This is a genomic window from Amycolatopsis thermalba, from assembly GCF_023376025.1.
Lineage (GTDB): Bacteria > Actinomycetota > Actinomycetes > Mycobacteriales > Pseudonocardiaceae > Amycolatopsis_E > Amycolatopsis_E thermalba.
The window spans coordinates 950,984-969,173 of the sequence record NZ_CP091196.1 but is presented as its reverse complement, the minus strand read 5'-3'; the positions used below and the strand labels follow the sequence as shown (position 1 = coordinate 969,173).

18 protein-coding genes and 1 riboswitch are annotated in these 18,190 nt (G+C 73.4%); of the genes, 3 read left to right on the top strand and 15 right to left on the bottom strand.

Annotated features, from left to right (window positions below):
• Positions 1-18: 18 nt before the first annotated feature.
• The 11 genes from L1857_RS04875 to L1857_RS04825 all read right to left on the bottom strand — a co-directional run bounded on the left by L1857_RS04875 (position 19) and on the right by L1857_RS04825 (position 10,575).
• The gene (locus L1857_RS04875; RefSeq protein WP_094003734.1) at positions 19-363 is read right to left on the bottom strand and encodes a hypothetical protein; all 345 of its coding nucleotides are present in this window, start codon (positions 361-363) and stop codon (positions 19-21) included.
• Positions 364-375: 12 nt separating this feature from the next.
• Complete coding sequence (locus tag L1857_RS04870; protein WP_116111625.1) at positions 376-798, bottom strand: DUF3093 family protein; 423 nt, start codon at positions 796-798, stop codon at positions 376-378.
• A gap of 1 nt (position 799) precedes the next feature.
• The gene (locus L1857_RS04865; RefSeq protein ID WP_116111624.1) at positions 800-1,318 is read right to left on the bottom strand and encodes a hypothetical protein; all 519 of its coding nucleotides are present in this window, start codon (positions 1,316-1,318) and stop codon (positions 800-802) included.
• A gap of 107 nt (positions 1,319-1,425) precedes the next feature.
• Complete coding sequence (hemB, locus tag L1857_RS04860) at positions 1,426-2,397, bottom strand: porphobilinogen synthase (protein WP_116111623.1); 972 nt, start codon at positions 2,395-2,397, stop codon at positions 1,426-1,428.
• 78 nt (positions 2,398-2,475) lie between these two features.
• Entirely contained in the window at positions 2,476-4,011 is a 1,536-nt protein-coding gene (locus L1857_RS04855; protein ID WP_017986409.1) for a bifunctional uroporphyrinogen-III C-methyltransferase/uroporphyrinogen-III synthase, read from the bottom strand.
• A 55-nt stretch (positions 4,012-4,066) separates the two neighbouring features.
• Positions 4,067-5,032: a hydroxymethylbilane synthase gene (gene hemC / locus L1857_RS04850; RefSeq protein ID WP_249464541.1), complete on the bottom strand. Its 966-nt coding sequence runs from the start codon at positions 5,030-5,032 to the stop codon at positions 4,067-4,069.
• The gene (locus L1857_RS04845; protein WP_249464538.1) at positions 5,029-6,354 is read right to left on the bottom strand and encodes a glutamyl-tRNA reductase; all 1,326 of its coding nucleotides are present in this window, start codon (positions 6,352-6,354) and stop codon (positions 5,029-5,031) included. Before L1857_RS04845 ends, hemC begins: the two co-directional genes overlap by 4 nt.
• The gene (locus L1857_RS04840; RefSeq protein WP_094003729.1) at positions 6,355-7,134 is read right to left on the bottom strand and encodes a redox-sensing transcriptional repressor Rex; all 780 of its coding nucleotides are present in this window, start codon (positions 7,132-7,134) and stop codon (positions 6,355-6,357) included.
• 165 nt (positions 7,135-7,299) lie between these two features.
• The gene (locus L1857_RS04835) at positions 7,300-8,814 is read right to left on the bottom strand and encodes a molybdopterin-dependent oxidoreductase (RefSeq protein ID WP_249464535.1); all 1,515 of its coding nucleotides are present in this window, start codon (positions 8,812-8,814) and stop codon (positions 7,300-7,302) included.
• Positions 8,815-8,837: 23 nt separating this feature from the next.
• On the bottom strand, positions 8,838-9,074 hold the full coding sequence (locus L1857_RS04830; RefSeq protein ID WP_116111619.1) for a glutaredoxin family protein: 237 nt from the start codon (positions 9,072-9,074) through the stop codon (positions 8,838-8,840).
• 7 nt (positions 9,075-9,081) lie between these two features.
• Complete coding sequence (locus L1857_RS04825; protein ID WP_094003726.1) at positions 9,082-10,575, bottom strand: AMP-binding protein; 1,494 nt, start codon at positions 10,573-10,575, stop codon at positions 9,082-9,084.
• Between the two features lie 224 nt (positions 10,576-10,799).
• On the opposite strand from L1857_RS04825, the gene L1857_RS04820 reads away from it, so the two are divergent.
• Positions 10,800-11,390 carry a sigma-70 family RNA polymerase sigma factor gene (locus L1857_RS04820; protein ID WP_240323277.1) on the top strand — a complete coding sequence of 197 codons (591 nt, stop codon included), beginning with the start codon at positions 10,800-10,802 and terminating at the stop codon, positions 11,388-11,390.
• A 39-nt stretch (positions 11,391-11,429) separates the two neighbouring features.
• The gene (locus tag L1857_RS04815; protein ID WP_249464532.1) at positions 11,430-12,428 is read left to right on the top strand and encodes a DUF5667 domain-containing protein; all 999 of its coding nucleotides are present in this window, start codon (positions 11,430-11,432) and stop codon (positions 12,426-12,428) included.
• 212 nt (positions 12,429-12,640) lie between these two features.
• Here L1857_RS04815 and L1857_RS04810 read toward each other — a convergent pair whose 3' ends face one another.
• Together L1857_RS04810 and L1857_RS04805 are read right to left on the bottom strand one after the other, a co-directional pair.
• Positions 12,641-12,955 carry a DMT family transporter gene (locus L1857_RS04810; RefSeq protein WP_094003723.1) on the bottom strand — a complete coding sequence of 105 codons (315 nt, stop codon included), beginning with the start codon at positions 12,953-12,955 and terminating at the stop codon, positions 12,641-12,643.
• A gap of 33 nt (positions 12,956-12,988) precedes the next feature.
• A riboswitch (guanidine-III (ykkC-III) riboswitch) is annotated at positions 12,989-13,049 on the bottom strand.
• A gap of 5 nt (positions 13,050-13,054) precedes the next feature.
• The gene (locus L1857_RS04805; RefSeq protein WP_094003722.1) at positions 13,055-15,010 is read right to left on the bottom strand and encodes an ABC1 kinase family protein; all 1,956 of its coding nucleotides are present in this window, start codon (positions 15,008-15,010) and stop codon (positions 13,055-13,057) included.
• A gap of 180 nt (positions 15,011-15,190) precedes the next feature.
• On the opposite strand from L1857_RS04805, the gene L1857_RS04800 reads away from it, so the two are divergent.
• Positions 15,191-16,027, top strand: coding sequence for an HAD family hydrolase (locus tag L1857_RS04800; RefSeq protein WP_229874567.1), 837 nt, complete (start codon positions 15,191-15,193; stop codon positions 16,025-16,027).
• A gap of 1,003 nt (positions 16,028-17,030) precedes the next feature.
• On the opposite strand, the gene L1857_RS04795 is transcribed toward L1857_RS04800, so the two are convergent.
• Together L1857_RS04795 and L1857_RS04790 are read right to left on the bottom strand one after the other, a co-directional pair.
• Complete coding sequence (locus L1857_RS04795) at positions 17,031-17,168, bottom strand: hypothetical protein (protein WP_167481474.1); 138 nt, start codon at positions 17,166-17,168, stop codon at positions 17,031-17,033.
• 25 nt (positions 17,169-17,193) lie between these two features.
• Positions 17,194-18,186, bottom strand: coding sequence for a lysophospholipid acyltransferase family protein (locus L1857_RS04790; protein ID WP_249464529.1), 993 nt, complete (start codon positions 18,184-18,186; stop codon positions 17,194-17,196).
• Between the last annotated feature and the right edge of the window lie 4 nt (positions 18,187-18,190).

Below are 18,190 nucleotides of genomic sequence, written 5' to 3'. Positions count from 1 at the left end.
AGTCTTGCAAAAGCCTCGTCAGGCCTGGTTCAGGTGTCCGGCGAAGTAGCCGAAGTCATCCCCGTCGCCGCCGCCTTCGCGGCTCTTGCGGCGGCGCTTGACCCGCGTCGCGAGCAGGATCTCGCGCACGGCGTCGGCCAGCAGGATCCCGGCGACCACGCCGAGGCCGATCGCGCCGGCCATCCAGCTGCCGATCCAGCGCGTGCTGGTCAGGACGGTGCCGTCGGTGAGCGTCACCGCCACGGTGTGCACGCCGTGCGGCCACAACTGGAACGCGCCCCACACGGCCACGGCCGCCAGCAGCACCTCGGCCAGCGCGACGACCGCGCGCACGGGCTGGTTCAGGCGGGGCTGTTCAGTCACGTGAGCAGCCTCTCATGCCGCCCGCGCGTCGCGCAGCGCGGTCCGCAGCGCCTCGACGTCCTTGGCCCAGGCGAGGACGACCGTGTCGTCGGCGAGCCGGATGGGCAGCGCCTCGTACTTGTTCGGGGTGGTCCAGCCGCCGCCGAGGACGCGCGCCCCGGCCGGCGCGCCGACGTCGGTGACCTCGGCGATGTCCGTCAGCGGCACCCGCTCGCGGCCCTGCCACAGCGCGTCGTCGGTGACCTGGACGGTGAGGAACCGGCGCCGCGCGTACACCCAGGGCGCGGTGATCGCGGCCAGGCCGAGGCCGACGATCACCCACGCGACGGTGTGCGTGGCGCCGGTGAGCAGCTCGGCCAGGAACCCGAGCAGGGCGAAGCCGGGCCCGTAGGCGAGGGCCGTCCAGCTCGCTCCGCGCTCCAGGTACCGGGTCACGCTACCGGCGGCCGACCTTCGGGAAGTACGGCTGCACCGACGGGATGTACATCAACACGAGCGCGACCAGGCAGAGCAGCGTCGCGATCAGCGAAATGCCGGTGTAGGCCTGCATCACGAACTGGAAGACCAGGGTGATGGCCACCAGGACGGTCAGGACGGTGCGGGCGGAGCGGGTGCCCTGCCGCGCCTTCCAGGCGAACAACACGAAGAAGGCCGCGAACGACACCGAGCCGACCAGCAGCATCGCGAACAACACGGTGGTGCCGGAGGAGATCTTGTCCGGGGTGATCTGCGGGTCGGTGTTGGCCTTCACCAGGACGTCGATCACCTGTTGCCGCGACAGGAACACGACCAGGTAGGCGATCACCAGGACCACCGCCGAGGCGACCCAGAACCAGAACGACACCTGCACCGGCTTCGGCGGATCGGGCCGTTCGACCTCGTCGCCCGGCAGGCTCGGCGCCGGGGGCAGGCCCTGGGCGCGGCGCTCGTCGTCCGATTCGTTCCCTGCGGTCACGCCACAGAGACTACTGTGCCGCGCCAGCGGCTCCGTTGAGGGCGGTGGTGGGCTGGCGGGTGGGCTACTGCGCCGCGCCAGCGGCTCCGGTGCGGGCGGTGCTGGGCTCAGTCGAGCCAGGCCGCCGCCTCCGTGGCCCAGTAGGTCAGGATCATGTCCGCGCCCGCCCGGCGGATCGAGGTCAGCACCTCGAGGATGGTGCGCTCGCGCTCCAGCCAGCCGTTCGCCGCGGCCGCCTCGACCATCGCGTACTCGCCGGAGATGTTGTACGCGGCGACCGGGACCGGGGAGGCGTCGGCCGCCTGGCGGAGGACGTCCAGGTAGGACAGTGCCGGCTTGATCATGATGGCGTCGGCGCCCTCTTCGACGTCCAGCTCGATCTCGCGCAGCGCCTCGCGGGCGTTGCCCGGGTCCTGCTGGTAGGTCTTGCGGTCGCCCTTGAGCTGGGAGTCCACCGCCTCGCGGAACGGGCCGTAGAACGCGCTGGCGTACTTGGCGGAGTAGGCGAGGATGCCGGTGCCGGTGTGGCCGGCTTCGTCGAGGGCCCGGCGGATGACGCCGACCTGGCCGTCCATCATGCCGCTCGGCCCGACTAGGTGCGCCCCGGCTTCGGCCTGGGCGACGGCCATCTCCGCGTACAGCTCCAGGGTGGCGTCGTTGTCCACGGCGCCGCTGTCGTCGAGGACGCCGCAGTGGCCGTGGTCGGTGAACTCGTCGAGGCAGGTGTCGGCCATCAGGACGGTCGAGTCGCCGAGTTCGGAACGCAGATCACGCAGGGCGACGTTGAGGATGCCGTTCTCGTCGATCCCGCCGGAGCCGGTGGCGTCCCGGTGCGCCGGGATGCCGAACAGCATGAGCCCGCCGACGCCGGCCCCCACCGCCTCGACGGCCGCCTTGCGCAGCGAGTCCCGCGTGTGCTGGACGACGCCCGGCATGCTCGCGATGGGCCGGGGCTGGTCGGCCCCTTCCGCGACGAACATGGGCAGGATCAGCTGGCGCGGCCGGAGGGTGGTCTCGCTGACGAGGCGCCGCAGCGCCGCCGTGCTACGCAACCGGCGGGGACGATGCTCGGGAAACACGCCACCGACGGTACTCCGGCCCCGGACACGGCTCGGGGCCGCCCGTGAGATCTCACAGACGGCCCCGAGCCGGTGGAATCAGGAAGAACGCCGCGTGCGCTTCGCCTTCCGGGGCGGCGGCAGGGCGCCCTCCGCGCGCAGCTTCGCGGCGTGCGCGGCCAGCGCGTCGACCAGGTGCGGCACGTCGGCCACCTCCGGCTGCACGTCCACCCGCAGGCCGAACTCCACCGCGGTCTCCGCGGTCTTCGGCCCGATGCACGCCACCAGCGTGCGCGTGTGCGGCTTCCCGGCGATGCCGACCAGGTTCCGCACCGTCGAGGACGAGGTGAAGCACACCGCGTCGAACCCGCCGGTCTTGATCATCTCGCGCGTCTCGGCCGGCGGCGGCGCGGCCCGGACGGTCCGGTAGGCCGTCACGTCGTCGACCTCCCAGCCGCGGTCCACCAGGCCCGCGGACAGGGTCTCGGTGGCGATGTCGGCCCGCGGCAGCAGCACGCGGTTCACCGGGTCCAGCACGTCGTCGTACGGCGGGAACTCGGCCAGCAGACCCTCGCTGGACTGCTCGCCCTGCGGGATCATCTCCGGGTTGATGCCGAACGCCCGCACGCGCGCCGCGGTGGCCTCGCCGACGCAGGCGATCTTCACGCCGGAGAAGGCGCGGGCGTCGAGGCCGAACTCCTCGAACTTCTCCCACACCGCCTTCACCGCGTTGGCCGAGGTGAACACGATCCACTGGTAGCGGCCGTCGACCAGGCCCTTGACCGCGCGCTCCATCTGCGCGGGGCTGCGCGGCGGCTCGACCGAGATGGTCGGCACCTCGTGCGAGGTGGCGCCGTGGATGCGCAGCCGCTCGGCCATCTCGCCGGCCTGCTCCTTGGTGCGCGGCACCAGGACCTTCCAGCCGTACAGGGCACGCGACTCCCACCAGGACAGCTTCGACCGCTGCCCGGCCTGCTCACCGACGGTCACCACGAGCGGTCCGACCAGCTCACCGGCGTCCTGCGACAGGCTCGCCAGCGTGGTGTCGACCGTGCGCTGGGTGTTGATCGTGCCGTTGGCGGTCACGGCGACCGGGGTGGTGCCGGCCAGGCCGTGCTCGGTCAGCGCGCCCGCGGCCTCGGCCAGCTGGCCGGACGTCGCGTGCAGCACGATCGGGCCCGGCGCCGCGGCCACCTTCGCCCAGTCCACGTCACCGCGGACGTCCACGTCGGTGTAGCTGCCGCCGAGCGCGATGCCGGCGTAGGCGGGCACGGCCGAGCCCGGCGTGATGCCGGGGACGACCTCGAAGACCGCGCTGGTCTTCGCCACGGCCTGCACCTCGGCGACGGCGGCGGCGCTGGTCAGCGGGTCACCGCTGGACAGGCGCAGCACCAGCCGTCCGCCCTTGGCCTCGTTGGCGAGGTCCTTCGCGACCTCGGCCGGCTCGCCGACGGCGGGCCGGACCTCGGCGTCCGCGCTGGCGCCCGCGAGCACGCCGGCGGGCACGTCCGGGTCGGTCACCACGACCTCGGCCTTCGCCAGGAGCTCCTGGGCACGTACGGTCAGCAGTCCGGCGTCGCCGGGGCCGGAGCCCACGAAGGCGACGCGCCCAGCGGTTGTCCGCGCGGGGGTCATCGTGTCTTTCTCCTATTGATCGGCGCGAGCACGCCGTACCGTTCGAGGAACTGGTTTACCGTGATTCGCGGCCCGGGCCGGACAGCGCGCCGGCTCCGAGGTCGAGCAGCTCCGCGGCCAGGTCACGGCCGAGTTGCTCCGCTTCGCTCTTGCCGGCGACCGCCGAGGCCCGCAGCAGCTGCACGGACTCGTCGTCGAGGCCTGCGGCGGCGACCCCGCGCAGCGAGACGCGTTCGACCACTCGGTCGCCCGCGCCTGTGTCTTCGTAATCCTCCACAACCTCGGCGAGTGCGCCGACGGGCGCGCTGCAGCCGGCTTCGAGCGCGGCCAGCATGGCCCGCTCCGCCGTCACCGCGGCCCGTGTCGCTTCGTCGTCCACAATGGACCGAAGAAGGTGTTCGATGTCCACGTCGTCGACGCGGCACTCCACCGCCAGCGCGCCCTGGGCGGGCGCGGGCAGCATCTGGATCGGGTCCAGGGTCTCGGTGATCACGTCGGCCCGGCCGAGGCGGACCAGGCCGGCGCGGGCGAGCACGACGGCGTCCAGCTCGCCGTCGAAGACCTTGTTCAGCCGGGTGTCGATGTTGCCCCGGATGGGCACGACCTCGAAGCCGAGGCCGAGCGCGCGCAGCTGCGCCGTGCGGCGCGGTGAGCCGGTGCCGATCCGGGCGCCGGAGGGCAGCTCGCCCAGGGTCAGCCCGTCGCGCGCGATCAACGCGTCACGCGGGTCCTCCCGCGGCGGCACGGCGGCCAGCACGATGCCGCGCTCGGGCGCCGTCGGCAGGTCCTTGTACGAGTGCACCGCGACGTCGACCTGCTTGTTCAGCAGGGCCTCGCGCAGCGCGGAGGTGAACACGCCGACACCGATCTCCGCGATCGGCGCGCTGGAGCGGTCACCGGGTGTGGAGACCTTGACGATCTCGACCTCCTGCCCCGCCTTGCGCAGCGCGTCGGCGACCGTGCCGGTCTGCGTCAGGGCGAGCGCACTGCCCCGGGTCCCGATCCGAATGGTCCTCGTCACTTGCCTTCACCGTCTGTCCTGGGCAGGCGCTCGGTGGTCGGGCTCGACACGACGGCCGGCGAGGCCGGGTCGAGCTCGAACAGCTCCCGGAGCGCGTTGGCGTAGTCCGTGCCCTGGGTTTCCGCGGCGAGCTGCTTCACACGCACCGTCGGCGCGTGCAGCAGCTTGTCCACGACCCGGCGCACGGTCCGGTTGAACTCGTCGCGGACCTCGGCGTCGAGACCGGGCAGCCGGTTGTCCAGCCGCAGCATCTCGGCGTCGACGACCTCGGCGGCCCGCTTGCGCAGCGCGGTGACGGTCGGGGTGACCGCGGCGCTGCGCTGCGCGGCGAGGTACTCGCGCACCTCGTCCAGCACGATGCCGTTGGCCTTGGCGATCTGCTTGGCGCTGCCTGCCGAACCGTGCGAGTCCATCCGCCTGCGGACGGTCTCCAGGTCGACCAGGCGCACGCCGGGCAGGGCGTCCACGTCGGGGTGGACGTCGCGCGGCAGGCCGAGGTCGCACACGACCACCGGGCGGTCGCCGCGCGCGGCCAGGTGCGCGGGGGTGATGACGACGTCCTGGGCGCCGGTGCAGGCGACCACGACGTCGGCGTCGGCCAGGCGCGCGGTCAGCTCGTCCATGCCCGCGGCCACGGCGGGCACGCCCTGCTCGGTGACGTTGGCCGCGAGCCGCTCGGCGTTGGCCAGGGTGCGGTTGACGACCGTGATCCGGCCGATGCCGCCCTTGCGCAGCTGGCTCGCGGACAGCGCGCCCATCGAGCCGGCGCCGACGATCACCGCGTGCTTGCCCGCCAGGTCGGGCGCCTCGCCGAGGGCCTCGGACACCACGGACGCGCCGAGGTGGTCCAGCCCGGTCTCGGAGTGCACGCGCTTGCCGACGCGCAGCGTGGTCTGGATCAGCTCGTGCAGGGTGCGGCCGACGGTGCCGGCCTCGCGCGCGGCGGCGTAGTAGTTGCGCACCTGGCCGAGGATCTGGGTCTCGCCGACGACCATCGAGTCCAGGCCGGAGGCCACGGAGAAGATGTGCTCGACCGCGGCGCCCGCGTAGTGCACGTAGAAGTTGTCGTAGAGGTCGGCGGCGTCGCAGCCGGCCTGCCGGGCGAGCACCTCGGAGATGTCGGCGAGACCGCCGTGGAACGCCTCGACCACCGAGTAGACCTCGATGCGGTTGCAGGTCGAGACGACCATGACCTCGTTCACGTGCGGCGACTGCTGGAGCTCGTGCAGGACCTTGTCCAGCTCCGTCGCCGGGATCGCGACCTTCTCCAGCGTGCGGAGATCGGCAGTGCGGTACGACAGCCCGACGGCCAGGACACTCACTTAGCGCACCACCATTCCGTTACCCACGTTCTCCGCTCGCCGGGCGACGTGGAACGACAGGATCTGCAGCTCCACGGCCAGGTCGACCTTGCGCACCTCGACGTGGTCGGGTACCTGGAGGACCACCGGCGCGAAGTTCAGGATGCACTGCACCCCGCCCTGCACCAGCCGGTCGGCGACCGTCTGGGCGGCGGGCGGCGGCGTCGCGATGACGCCGATCGAGATCCCCCGCTCCGAGCACACCTCGGGGATGTCGTTGAGGTGCGACACCGGGATCCCGCCGACCGGCACGCCGATCAGGTCGGGGTCGATGTCGAACAGCGCCTCGACCGGGAACCCCCGGCCGGGGAAGCCTCCGTAATTGGCCAACGCATGACCGAGGTTACCGATTCCGACGACGGCGACCTTGTGCTGTCGCGTGAGTCCCAATATGCGTTCGAGCTGGGCGACCAGGACGGCCACCTCGTAGCCGACGCCGCGGGTGCCGTAGGAGCCGAGGTAGGACAGGTCCTTGCGCAGCTTGGCGGAGTTCACGCCGGCCGCGGTGGCGAGCTCCTCGCTGGCCACGGTGGTCGCGCCTTGCTCGGCCATCGCGGACAGGACGCGCAGGTAGACGGCGAGACGGGCGACGGCGGCCTCCGGGATCGCGCGGACCCGGGCCTCCTCGGCGCCGTTCTCGGTGACCGCGGGCATCTCCGCGGTGGGGGCGTTGTCGGCGTCCGGGGTGGACAGGTTCCGGGCGACGGCCGCACCGTTTCGCCGGCCACGCTGTGACACCACGCCGGCCTCCTCGTTCCACGCCCTCGATGAGCTTCGAATTCCCTCTTGACCCGGGCCGCGAAGTCGGGTTTGATGCACGGCCGCCGTGAGGGGTACCGGCAATACGGTAGCCACTTGTGAACGCAGGCACAAAGTGGCTGGTCAACGGCATGACCGAAAGCACACCTAGCGCGCGGTGAAGGTGATCGCGTGCCAGCCGGTGGCGCCGTCGGGGAGGACGTCGGCGAGCTGATCGGTCTGGGTGTAGCCGCTCCGGTCCGTTGCTCGCACCCGCACGACGTGGTTGCCGCGCGCGGCGGCGACGTCCGCCCACCACATCCGCCACGCGTCCACCGTCACCTCCGTGGACAGCTGCGCGGGCTCCCACGGCCCGTCGTCCACGCTCACCTCGACCCGGTCGATGCCGGTGTGCTGGGCCCACGCGATCCCGGCGACCCGCACCGGCCCGGCGGTGACCGGCCCGCGCGGCGCGTCGATCCGCGACTGGGTCTTGATCGGCGCGTGCTTCGCCCAGCCGCGCCGCAGCCAGTACGGCGTGCGCGCGTCCCAGGTGGTGACCTCCAGGTCGGTGACCCATTTCGTCGCCGAGACGTAGCCGTAGAGCCCGGGCACGACCAGCCGCGCCGGGAAGCCGTGCTCGACGGGCAGCGGCTCGCCGTTCATACCGATCGCCAGCATCGCGCCCACCGACGGATCGGCCATCGCGGCCACCGGCGTGCCCGCGGTCCAGCCGTCGGCGCTGGTGGAGAACACCTGCTCGGCGCCGGGTGCGACCCCGGCCTCGGCCAGCAGCTCGGCGAGGTCGACGCCGACGAACCGCGCGGTGGAGATGTAGGGCCCGCCGACCGGGTTGGACACGCAGCACAGGGTCACGATCCGCTCGACCAGCGGCCGGTTCCGGATGCCGGACCAGGAGTAGGTGGTCTCGCGGTCCACCATGCCGTGGATCCGCAGCGACCAGTCCTCGGTGCGCACCTGCGGGACGACGAGCGCGGTGTCGATCCGGTAGAAGTCCGCGTTGGGCGTGAGGAACGGCGGCGTGCCGAACTTCGCGAAGTCCGCGCCGGCGGGCACCGGTGGCGCGGTCCGGGCCGGGATCAGCGGACCGACGGCCGCCCGGGAGCCCTCGGCGTCCTTGCTCGCGCCGACCAGCTGTCCGGCGACCCCGGCGGCACCGGCGCCCGCCACGGCGAGCAGGAAGTTCCGCCGCGCCGCCGACGAGTACTGCCCGTCCAGCGCGGTCCGGTGCAGCCACGCGAACACCGCGAGCCCGGCGACCAGGCTGACCACCGGCGCGAGCAACGCGATCTGCCCCAGGTCGGGGCGGGTGAACACGGCGGCACCGCCGAGCACGCCGACCACGGACACGAACACGAGCCCCGGCGCGGGCCGGCGGCGGGAGGCCAGCCCGGCGGCCACCGCGAGCACCAGCGCCACCACGGCCATGCCGGTCAGCAGCACGGCCTTGTCCGCGGTGCCGAACGCTCGCACCGCGAAGTCCTTGAGCCAGCCCGGGGACACGTCGATCGCCGCGTTGCCGACCGCGAAGAACGGCGAAGCGCCCGCCCCGACGAACCCGGCCACCAGGTGCCCGGTCCCGAGCGCGGCGACCAGGGCGATCACGCCGATCAGCCCGGCGACGGGCGCGGACAGCCGCGGCGGCTCGAGGTGCGTGCTCACCCCACCAGTCTGACCCGTGCGGGTCACGCCAGCGCGGCGCGGAAGCGGTCCTCCTCGACCTTCCAGTAGCCGTGCTCGGCGCCGTCGACGAGGATCACCGGCACCCGGTCGCCGTACTCGGCCTGCCACTCCGGATCGCTGTCGACGTCCTCGGCGCGCCACGGCACACCCAGCTCGGCGCAGATCCGCTCGACGTCGCGTTCCGCCTGGACGCACGACGAGCAGCCCCGGCGGGTCATCACGGTCACTTCGTGGGCCATGGGCCCATCATCCCCGCAGCTGGACGCGGCGCAGCTTCCCGGTCGCCGAATGCGGCAGCCGCTCGGCGAACTCGACCGTGCGCGGCACCTTGTACCCGGCCAGGTGGGCGGCGCAGTGCTCGACGACCTGCTGCTCGGACAGCGACGCGCCGGGCGCGGGCACCACGACCGCCTTGACCGCCTCGCCGCTGCGCTCGTCGAGCACCCCGACCACGGCCGACTCGGCGACCTCCGGCAGCCGCGCGATGACCTCCTCGACCTCGTGCGGGTAGACGTTGAAGCCGTTGACGATGATCAGGTCGTTGGCGCGGTCCACCAGGTGCAGGTCGCCGTCGCTGTCCAGGAACCCGACGTCGCCGGTGCGGAACCAGCCGTCCGCGTCCGGCCCGTGCGCCCCGTCCGGCCAGTAGCCGGAGAACAGGTTCGCGCCGCGGATCGCGACCAGCCCGGTGCCGTCGCCGTCCTCGGCGAACACGTCGTCCGGGTCGTCCGGGTCGAGCGGCACCGCCTCGCCCGAGCCGTCCGGCCCGACCAGCCGGACCTCCACGCCGGGCAGCGGACGGCCGGTCGACCCCGGCTTCGGGTAGCCGGTGACCAGCGTCGACGTCACCACCGGCGCGGTCTCGGTCAGCCCGTAGCCCTCGAAGACGCCCAGCCCGGTCTTCTCCCGGATCGCGGCCAGCACCTTCGGGTGCAGCGGCGCGGCGCCCGAGGTGAGCAGGCGGACCGTGCCCAGGCCGGCGGCCAGCTCCTCCGGCTCCAACGCGGCCAGCTCGGCGTACATCGCCGGCACCCCGCCGATCACGGTCACGTGGTGGTCCACGCACGCCTGCAGCGCCTGCCGCGCGTCGAACCGTTCGGCCAGCACGGCCGTCGCGCCCACCGCGGTGCTCAGCAGCAGGCCCGGGCCGAGGCCGTAGACGTGGAACAGCGGGATCGCGATCAGCACCCGGTCCGGGTGCCCGACCGGCGCCGGGTCGAGGCGGCCCAGTTGTTCGAGGTTGGCCAGCAGCGCGCGGTGGGACAGCATCACGCCGCGCGGCGGTCCGGTGGTGCCCGAGGTGTAGGACAGCACGGCGATGTCCTCACCACCGCCGCGGGCGGGGAAATTCGCACCGGGACCGATTTCCGGCCGCAGCACGGGCACCTCGTCCGTGCCGTCGTCGGGGTCCCGGCTGATCACCAGGCGCGCGCCGCTGTGCGCGAGCACGGTGTCCAGCTCCGGGCGCGGAGCCAGCGGCGAGACCGGCACGGCGATCGCACCGGAGCGGGTGACGCCGAACAGGGCGACGGCGAAGTCCGCCGAGGTGGGCAGCCGCATCGCGACGCGGTCACCGGCCCGCACGCCCTGGCCGGTGAGCCGCTGCGCGAGCCCGCCCGCGGCCGCGTCCAGCTCGGACCAGGTCAGGCTGACACCGGCCGCGGTGTCGATCACCGCGACGGCGTCCGGCCACTGCTCGGCGGCGCCGGTGAGCAGGTCGGCGATGTTGCCCGTTTTCATGTGAGTCAGTGTGGCACCAACCAGGCGTCGTCTCACCCGTCACGGGGAAGCCCGGCGATCGTCGCTCTTCCGAGACCCCCGCCACTACCTACTTCCGGGTAACTACCCGTATGCTGCTTCTCGCGTCGTAGTGGTGATGATCACTCGGGTCGGACGAAGGAGTCGCCGTGACGAACTGGCTTGCCGCCCGTCCAGCGGGTCTGCACGTCGGCACGGTCACCCGCGTGGACGAGGTGCCGGACGAGCAGGCGGGGCCGTGGGCCCTGGTCCGCGCCGCCCAGCAGGGTGACACCGCCGCCTTCGGCGCGCTCTACGACCAGTACGTCGACGTCGTCTACCGCTACGTGTACTTCCGCCTCAGCGACCGCGAGCTGGCCGAGGACATCACGAGCGAGACGTTCCTGCGGGCGCTGCGCCGGATCTCGTCGGTCAGCTACCAGGGTCGCGACGTCGGCGCGTGGTTCGTCACCATCGCGCGCAACATCGTGCTCGACCACCTCAAGTCCAGCCGGTACAAGCTCGAGGTGGTCACCGACGAGGTCGCCGACTCGGGCTCGGCGCCGTTCGCCGCGACCTCGGGTCCCGACGCGGGCCCGGAGCAGCAGGCGGTCACCAGCGCGACCCGCGACGCCCTGCTGTCCGCGATCGCCGGCCTGGGCGACGACCAGCGGGAATGCATCGTGCTGCGGTTCATCCAGGGCCTGTCGCTGGCCGAGACCGCGCGGATCATGAAGCGCAACGAGGGCGCCATCAAGGCGTTGCAGCACCGCGCGGTGCGCAAGCTCGCGCAGCTCCTGCCGGACGGGTGGCGCTGACCGCGTAACAACCGGACGGTTTGCGTCGTTGCAGGTGGTGTGGACGAACACCGGTGGACGGCGCGTGAGCTGGAGGTCATCTCCGGCCTTCGCGCACTGGGGCGCGCCGTCGAACCGGACGAGCACACCAGGGCCCGCATCCGCGCCGACATCTCGCGGAAGCTGGAGGCGGAGCCCAGCCGGCGGCGGCGCGTGCTGGCGACCGTCCTGGCCGCCGCGGCCGCGCTGATCGTCTTCGTCGCCGGGGTCGGCCTGCTGCTCTCCCGCGGCTCGCTGCCCGGTGACCCGCTCTACGGCATGAAGCTGGCGAGCGAGGACGCCCAGCTGCAGCTCACCTTCGACGAGGCCGCGCGCGGGTCGAAGCACCTGCAGTTCGCGGCGAACCGGCTCGACGAGCTCGCCGCGATGCCCTCCCCCGGCGCCGACGCTTTTCTGACAACGTTGTCGGCATTCGCCGCGGAGGCGACGGCCGGGACCGCGCGGCTCACGGTGCTCGGCGTGCAGGGCGACACGGCCCGGCTGGAGCAGCTGCGGACGTGGGCGCGCGAGCAGGCCGGCAAGCTCGGCGGCCTCGCGGTGCCCGACGACGCGCGCAACGGGTTCACGCAGGCCGGGGCGCTGCTCAACCGCATCGACGCGCGGGCGGTGGCGCTGGCCGGGCGGCTGTCCTGCTACCGCATCACCACCGGCGAGGCCGACGACCTGGGCGCGGTCCCGGCGTCCGGCGAGTGCGCGGTCCCGCCGGACGCGCTGCTCGGCATCCCGACCGCGGTGCCGCTGCCGCCGGTGAGCACGGTGTCCCCGCCGCCGGTCGAGATCGCGACGACGCCGACCGCGCCCGGGACGAGCGCACCGGTCGTGCCCACGGCGACGGGTCCCCTGCCGCGGCCGAGCAGCGGTCAGGCGCCCCCGGTCCTGCCGCCGCCGATCAGCGCGCCGACCAGCACCCGGCTGCCGGTGCCGTCGACCACGACGCCACCGCCGTTGATCTCGATCCCGCCGCTGATCCCCGGCCTGCCGGGACTCGGGATCGGCTGAGCGGCCGCAGCACCGCCACGCTGTTCGCCTTCGCCTGCCTGGTCCTCGGGCCGCCGTGCGGGCTCGCCGTCGTCCAAGCGAGCGGCGGCGCGTGGGCGGCGGCCGCGTGCACCGCGGCGGCCGGCCTCGTGCTGGGTGCGCTGGTGCACTTCACCGGGCTGACCGGGATGTTCCTGGGTGCGGACGCACCGCCGGGCCGCGCGCGGCGGGCATCAGTGCAGGAGCTTCAGGCCCAGCACCCCGGCGACGATGAGCGCCAGGCACACCAGCCGCGCCGCGGTCACGGCGTCGCCGAGCGCGACCATGCCGTAGACGGCGGTGCCGATCGCACCGATGCCCACCCAGATCGCGTAACCGGTGCCGATGGGGATCGACCGCATCGCGTAGGAGAGCCCGGCCATGCTGGCGACGAGCGCGACGACGAACACCACGCTGGGCACGAGACGGGTGAAGCCGCGAGCGGCGTTGAGGGCGGCGGCCCACACGGTCTCGAGCAGACCGGAGACGACGAGAACGATCCACGCCATGACGGAAAAACCTCCGAACAGAACCGACAACCTGCCACGTCGTCTTGTCCTGCCGGGTACGACGTTCTCGTCCGGGGTGGCGCGCCACCGCCGCCCACGTTACCCGGTTCCGCGCCGCTGCGCCCGGAACACCACGAACAGCAGCCGCAGCCCCAGCAGCGCGCTGACCACCAGCAGGTTGTAGCCGAACACGTGGTTCAGCGTCAGCTCGGGCAGCACCCGCGGCCCGCCGGTGCTAGCGAGCAGCAGGACCGCCATCAGACCGGTCGCCGCGCCGGTCAGGGCCAGCAGCAGCTCGTGCAGCATGCCGAACACCACCGCCCGGTCGCGCTCGTCGGCGAAGGTGCGCACGTTCACCGTCAGCCGGCCCTGCTCCAGCGCCGACGTCAACCGGTCCACGCGGCGGGGCAGGCGGCGCAGCACCGGCAGCAGCGCGACCAGCTCGTCGGTCACCGCGCCGCGCAGCGAGCCCGGCTGCAGCCGCTCCCCGACCAGCGAGCCGGCGAACGACCGGGACGCGCCGAGGATGTCGAAGCCCGGCGACAGCAGCCCGAGCGTGCCCTCCATCGTCGCCAGCGCCCGGAACACCGCCGCGATCGCCGGCGGGATCGACAACCGGAACTCGGCGATGATCCGGAACAGGTCGGTGAACATGTCCACGTCCGGCGACCGGCCGTGCGACAGGTGCTTCGCCATCAACGCGCCCAGGGCCCGCGCCAGGCGCTGCTCGTCGATCTCGTCCGGCCGGTCCACGATCTCCAGCAGACCGTCCCGCAGCCCCTCCGGATCGCCGCGGTCGACGGCGGCGAACAGGTTCGCCAGCCCACCGCGCAGGGACGAGTCGAGGCGGCCGACCGAGCCGAAGTCGAGCAGCCCGAGGGTGCCGTCGGTGAGCAGGAGGACGTTGCCCGGGTGCGGATCGGCGTGGAAGACCCCGTGCAGCAGGACCTGCCGGAGCAGCGAGTCCAGCAGCCCGCGGGCCAGGACCGCGCGCCGTTCCGCCGGCACCTCGGCGATGCCCTCGCGCACCGGCACGCCGTGCAGGCGCCGCATGACCAGCACGCGCTCACCGGACAGGTCGGCGTGCACGGACGGCAAGGCGACGGCCGAGCCGTTCTCGGCGGCGGCGACCGCGGTGAGGTTGCGGGCCTCGACGCGGAAGTCCAGCTCCTCGGTGAGCGCGGCGCGGAAGCCTTCGGCGAGGTCGAGCACGCCGAGCGAGCGCGCCCAGGCCGCCCGCAGTTCCAGCGAGCGCGCGACGCGGAAGACGATGTCGAGGTCGCGCTCGACGATCCGGTCGATGCCCGGCCGCCGCACCTTGACGACGACGTCCTCACCGCTGTGCAGCCGGGCCCGGTAGACCTGGGCGATCGACGCGGCGCCGAGCGGTTCGGGGTCGAACTCGGCGAACACCTCGGCGCGCGGGCGGCCCAGCTCGGCCTCCAGTTCGCGCTCGACGTCGGCGAACGGCACCGGCGCGACGCGGTCCTGCAGCAGGCTCAGCTCGTCGACGAACACCGGCGGCAGCACGTCCGGCCGGGTGGAGAGGACCTGGCCGAGCTTCACGAAGGTCGCGCCACCGTCCTCCAGTGCGCGCCGCAGCGAGCGGGCCAGGGTGGCGTGCCGGCCGGAGTCGGTGACGCGGCGGCCGGTGAGGTAGGGCCCGATGCCGTGCCGCACGGCGATCCGCGTGATCTGCGAGTACCGGCGGGCCCGGGCGAACCGCGCGCGCAGCGACCGGACCCGGCCGAGCAGCCCGAGCCCGCCGCCGCTGGGGACGGCCATCTCGGCGAGGAACAGGAAGATCAGCGTCGCCAGGAACGCGCATCCGGCGAGCGGCAGGATGAAGCCGAGGTACGCGCCGGCGGAATCGCGCGTCAGCACCCCGATCCGGCCCGCCAGTCCACCCGCGACGGTCCACCCGGCGGCGGCGCCGAGCAGCGCCCGGAACGTGCCGATGCGCACGCCGAGCACCCGCCGCGAGGCGACCACGAGCGGCCACAGCATGAGCAGGTAGACGGGCAGGCTGAGCAGCCCCAGCAACGCTGTCGACATGGTGTTTCCCCCGGCGTGCGATGAGTGTCCCGATCGAAGCACACCGGTGCCCGGTGTGGAGGGATCGCCTGATCCGGATGCGTGACGTGCTCGCTACGCTGACCCCAGGGACAAGCGCAGGAGGCGGTGTGCGTGTGGCGTAGCAGGGGTGACGGCCCGGAGCGCGAGCGGCTCGCCGAGATGGCCGGCGAGGCGTCGGCCGACGCCGCCGTGGCCATGGAGGCCCAGGCCGACGTGCCCCCGGCGCCGCCGGACCTGACCGCCGCCGCGTTCTTCGACGTGGACAACACGATGATGATGGGCGCGTCGATCTTCCACTTCGCCCGCGGGCTGGCCGCGCGCAAGTACTTCACGACGTCGGACCTGGCCGGGTTCGCGTGGCAGCAGATCAAGTTCCGGGTCGGCGGGCGCGAGTCGCACAGCGGGGTGCAGTCCAGCCGCGAGCAGGCGCTGTCGTTCGTCGCGGGCAAGACGGTCGCCGAGATGAACCAGGTCGGCGAGGAGATCTACGACGAGCTGATGGCCGACAAGATCTGGTCGGGCACCCGCGCGCTGGCCGAGATGCACCTCAACGCGGGCCAGCGGGTGTGGCTGGTGACGGCGACGCCGGTCGAGCTGGCGGCGATCATCTCCCGGCGGCTGGGGCTCACCGGCGCGCTGGGCACGGTGGCCGAGCACGTGGACGGGGTGTACACGGGTCGTCTGGTCGGCGACCTGCTGCACGGCAGGGCGAAGGCCCACGCGGTGCGCGCGCTGGCCGCCCGGGAGGGCCTGAACCTCCGGCGGTGCACGGCGTACTCGGACTCGTCGAACGACATCCCGATGCTGTCGGTGTGCGGCACGGCGGTGGCGGTGAACCCGGACGCCGGCCTGCGCGAGGTGGCGCGCGCCCGCGGCTGGGAAATCCGCGACTTCCGGACGGGCCGGAAGGCAGCGAAGATCGGGGTGCCGTCGGTGCTGGGCGCGGGCGCACTGGCGGGAGCGGTAGCGGCCGGGATGGCGTACCGGCGCCGCTGACCGCGCTCCCGGCTGGCGCGCGCGAGGCCTACCCGCGCCGTGCGGCACGGTGGCGACCGGGATGGCGTACCGGCGCCGCTGACCGCGCTCCCGGCTGGCGCGCGCGAGGCCTACCCGCGCCGTGCGGCACGGTGGCGACCGGGATGACCTACCAGCGCCGGTAACCGCACCCCCGGCTACCGCTGCCAAGGCCTACCCGCACCCCCGTGCGGGCGCCGTAGCCGCCGGAATGCCCTACCGACGCCGCTGACCGCGCTCCGGACCGCGTGCCCTCCCAGGGCAGGTGTTGTTCCCCGGCGCGGGTTGGCCGCTTCCGGCGACGCGATGGCCACGGCGGCAACGCCGCCAAGACGCGATCGCCACCCGGCGGCGTGCTGCCCCTCCGCCCATCCGAGCGGCGCATTCCCGCCCGCCCAACCGTGGAACTCGCCCGCGCGACCGCGGGATTCGCCCACCGCTGACCGCGCTCCCGGCTACCGCGCGTAAGACCTACCCGCGCCGTGCGGCACGGTGGCGACCGGGATGACCTACCAGCGCCGGTAACCGCACCCCCGGCTACCGCTCGCGAGGTCTACTCGCACCCCCGTGCGGGCACCGTGGCCGCCGGAATGCCCTACCGACGCCGCTGACCGCGCTCCGGACCGCGTGCCCTCCCAGGGCAGGTGTTGTTCCCCGGCGCGGGTTGGCCGCTTCCGGCGGCGTGCTGCCCCCTCCGCGCATTGCCCAACCGAGCGGGGCGTTCTCGCCCACCCGAACGCGGGACTCGCCCGCCGCTACCGCCCTACCGGCGCCGCTGACCGCGCCCCCGGCTCCCGCTCGCAAGGCCTACCCGCACCGTGCAGCCACCGTGGCGACCGGGATGACCTACCAACGCCGCTAACCGCACCCCGGTTACCGCTGCCAAGGCCGGCCCGCGCCGTCGACGCCAAGCTGGCGCCGTAGCGGCGTCGGCGACCGCGCCCCCGCTCGCAAGGCCTGCCCGCGCCGTGGCGGCCGGGAGGCCCTACCGGCGCCGGCCCCGCTCGTTGCGCCGGTTCTGCGTCGATTCGCCGGCCGGGATGCCGGTGATCGCGTTCGCCAGTTTCAGCACCCCGCCCACGACACGGCCCACCGAGTACGCGATCCGCGTGATCAACCCCATGCCACCCAGGATGGCACGGGACCGCTCAGTCCTGGAACGGGCTGCGCCGGTGCGCGAGCCGCCGGTACAGGGTCGTCTGGATGGACTCGCGCACCTGGTCGGTCAGCGAGAACACCAGCATCGGGTCGTCGAGGTCCTCCTCGGCGTAGGAATCCGTCGGGATCGGCTCCCCGAACTCGATGTGCCACTTCGTCGGCAGCGGGATCGCGCCCAGCGGCCCCAGCAGCGGGAAGAACGGCGTCACCGGGAAGTACGGCAACCCCAGCAACCGCGCCAGCGGCTTCAGGTCGCCGATCTTCGGGTAGATCTCCTCCGCGCCCACGATCGAGCACGGGATGATCGGCACCCGCGTCCGCAGCGCCGCCGACACGAACCCGCCCCGCCCGAACCGCTGCAGCCGGTACCGCGCCGAGAACGGCTTGCCGATGCCCTTGTAGCCCTCCGGCCACACCCCCGCCAGCTCGCCCGAGCACAGCAGCCGCTCGGCGTCGGCCGCGCACGCCAGCGTCTGGCCGGTCTTGCGCGCCAGCGCCCCGAGCAGCGGCGTCTTGAACACCAGGTCCGCGCCGAGCATGCGCAGGTGCCGGTGGCCGGGCGTTTCGTCGTGCACGGCGACCGCCGTCATCACCGCGTCCAGCGGCAGCGTCCCGGAGTGGTTGCACACGATGAGCCCGCCGCCCTCGGCGGGCAGGTTCTCCGCGCCGTGCGTGGTCACCCGGAAGTACTTCTCGTACAGCAGCCGGAACGGCGGCAGCACCAGCGTGTCGGTCAGCTCCGGGTCGAACCCGAACTCGTCGACGTCGTAGTCGCCGGTCAGCCGGTGCCGCACGAACTCCAGGAGCCGGCTCAGCGCGTCCGGTTCCGGGGCCGGCGCTTCCGCGGCCGCCGCGCTCTTCGCCGGGAACGCCACGACGGGCGCGTCGGCGGGGGGTTCCCCGGCGCGCGGCGGGACGTCCGCCGGCTTCTCGCGCCCGGGTGCGTGCAGGGGGATGACCTGAGCTTCCGCGCTGGTCGTCACTTGC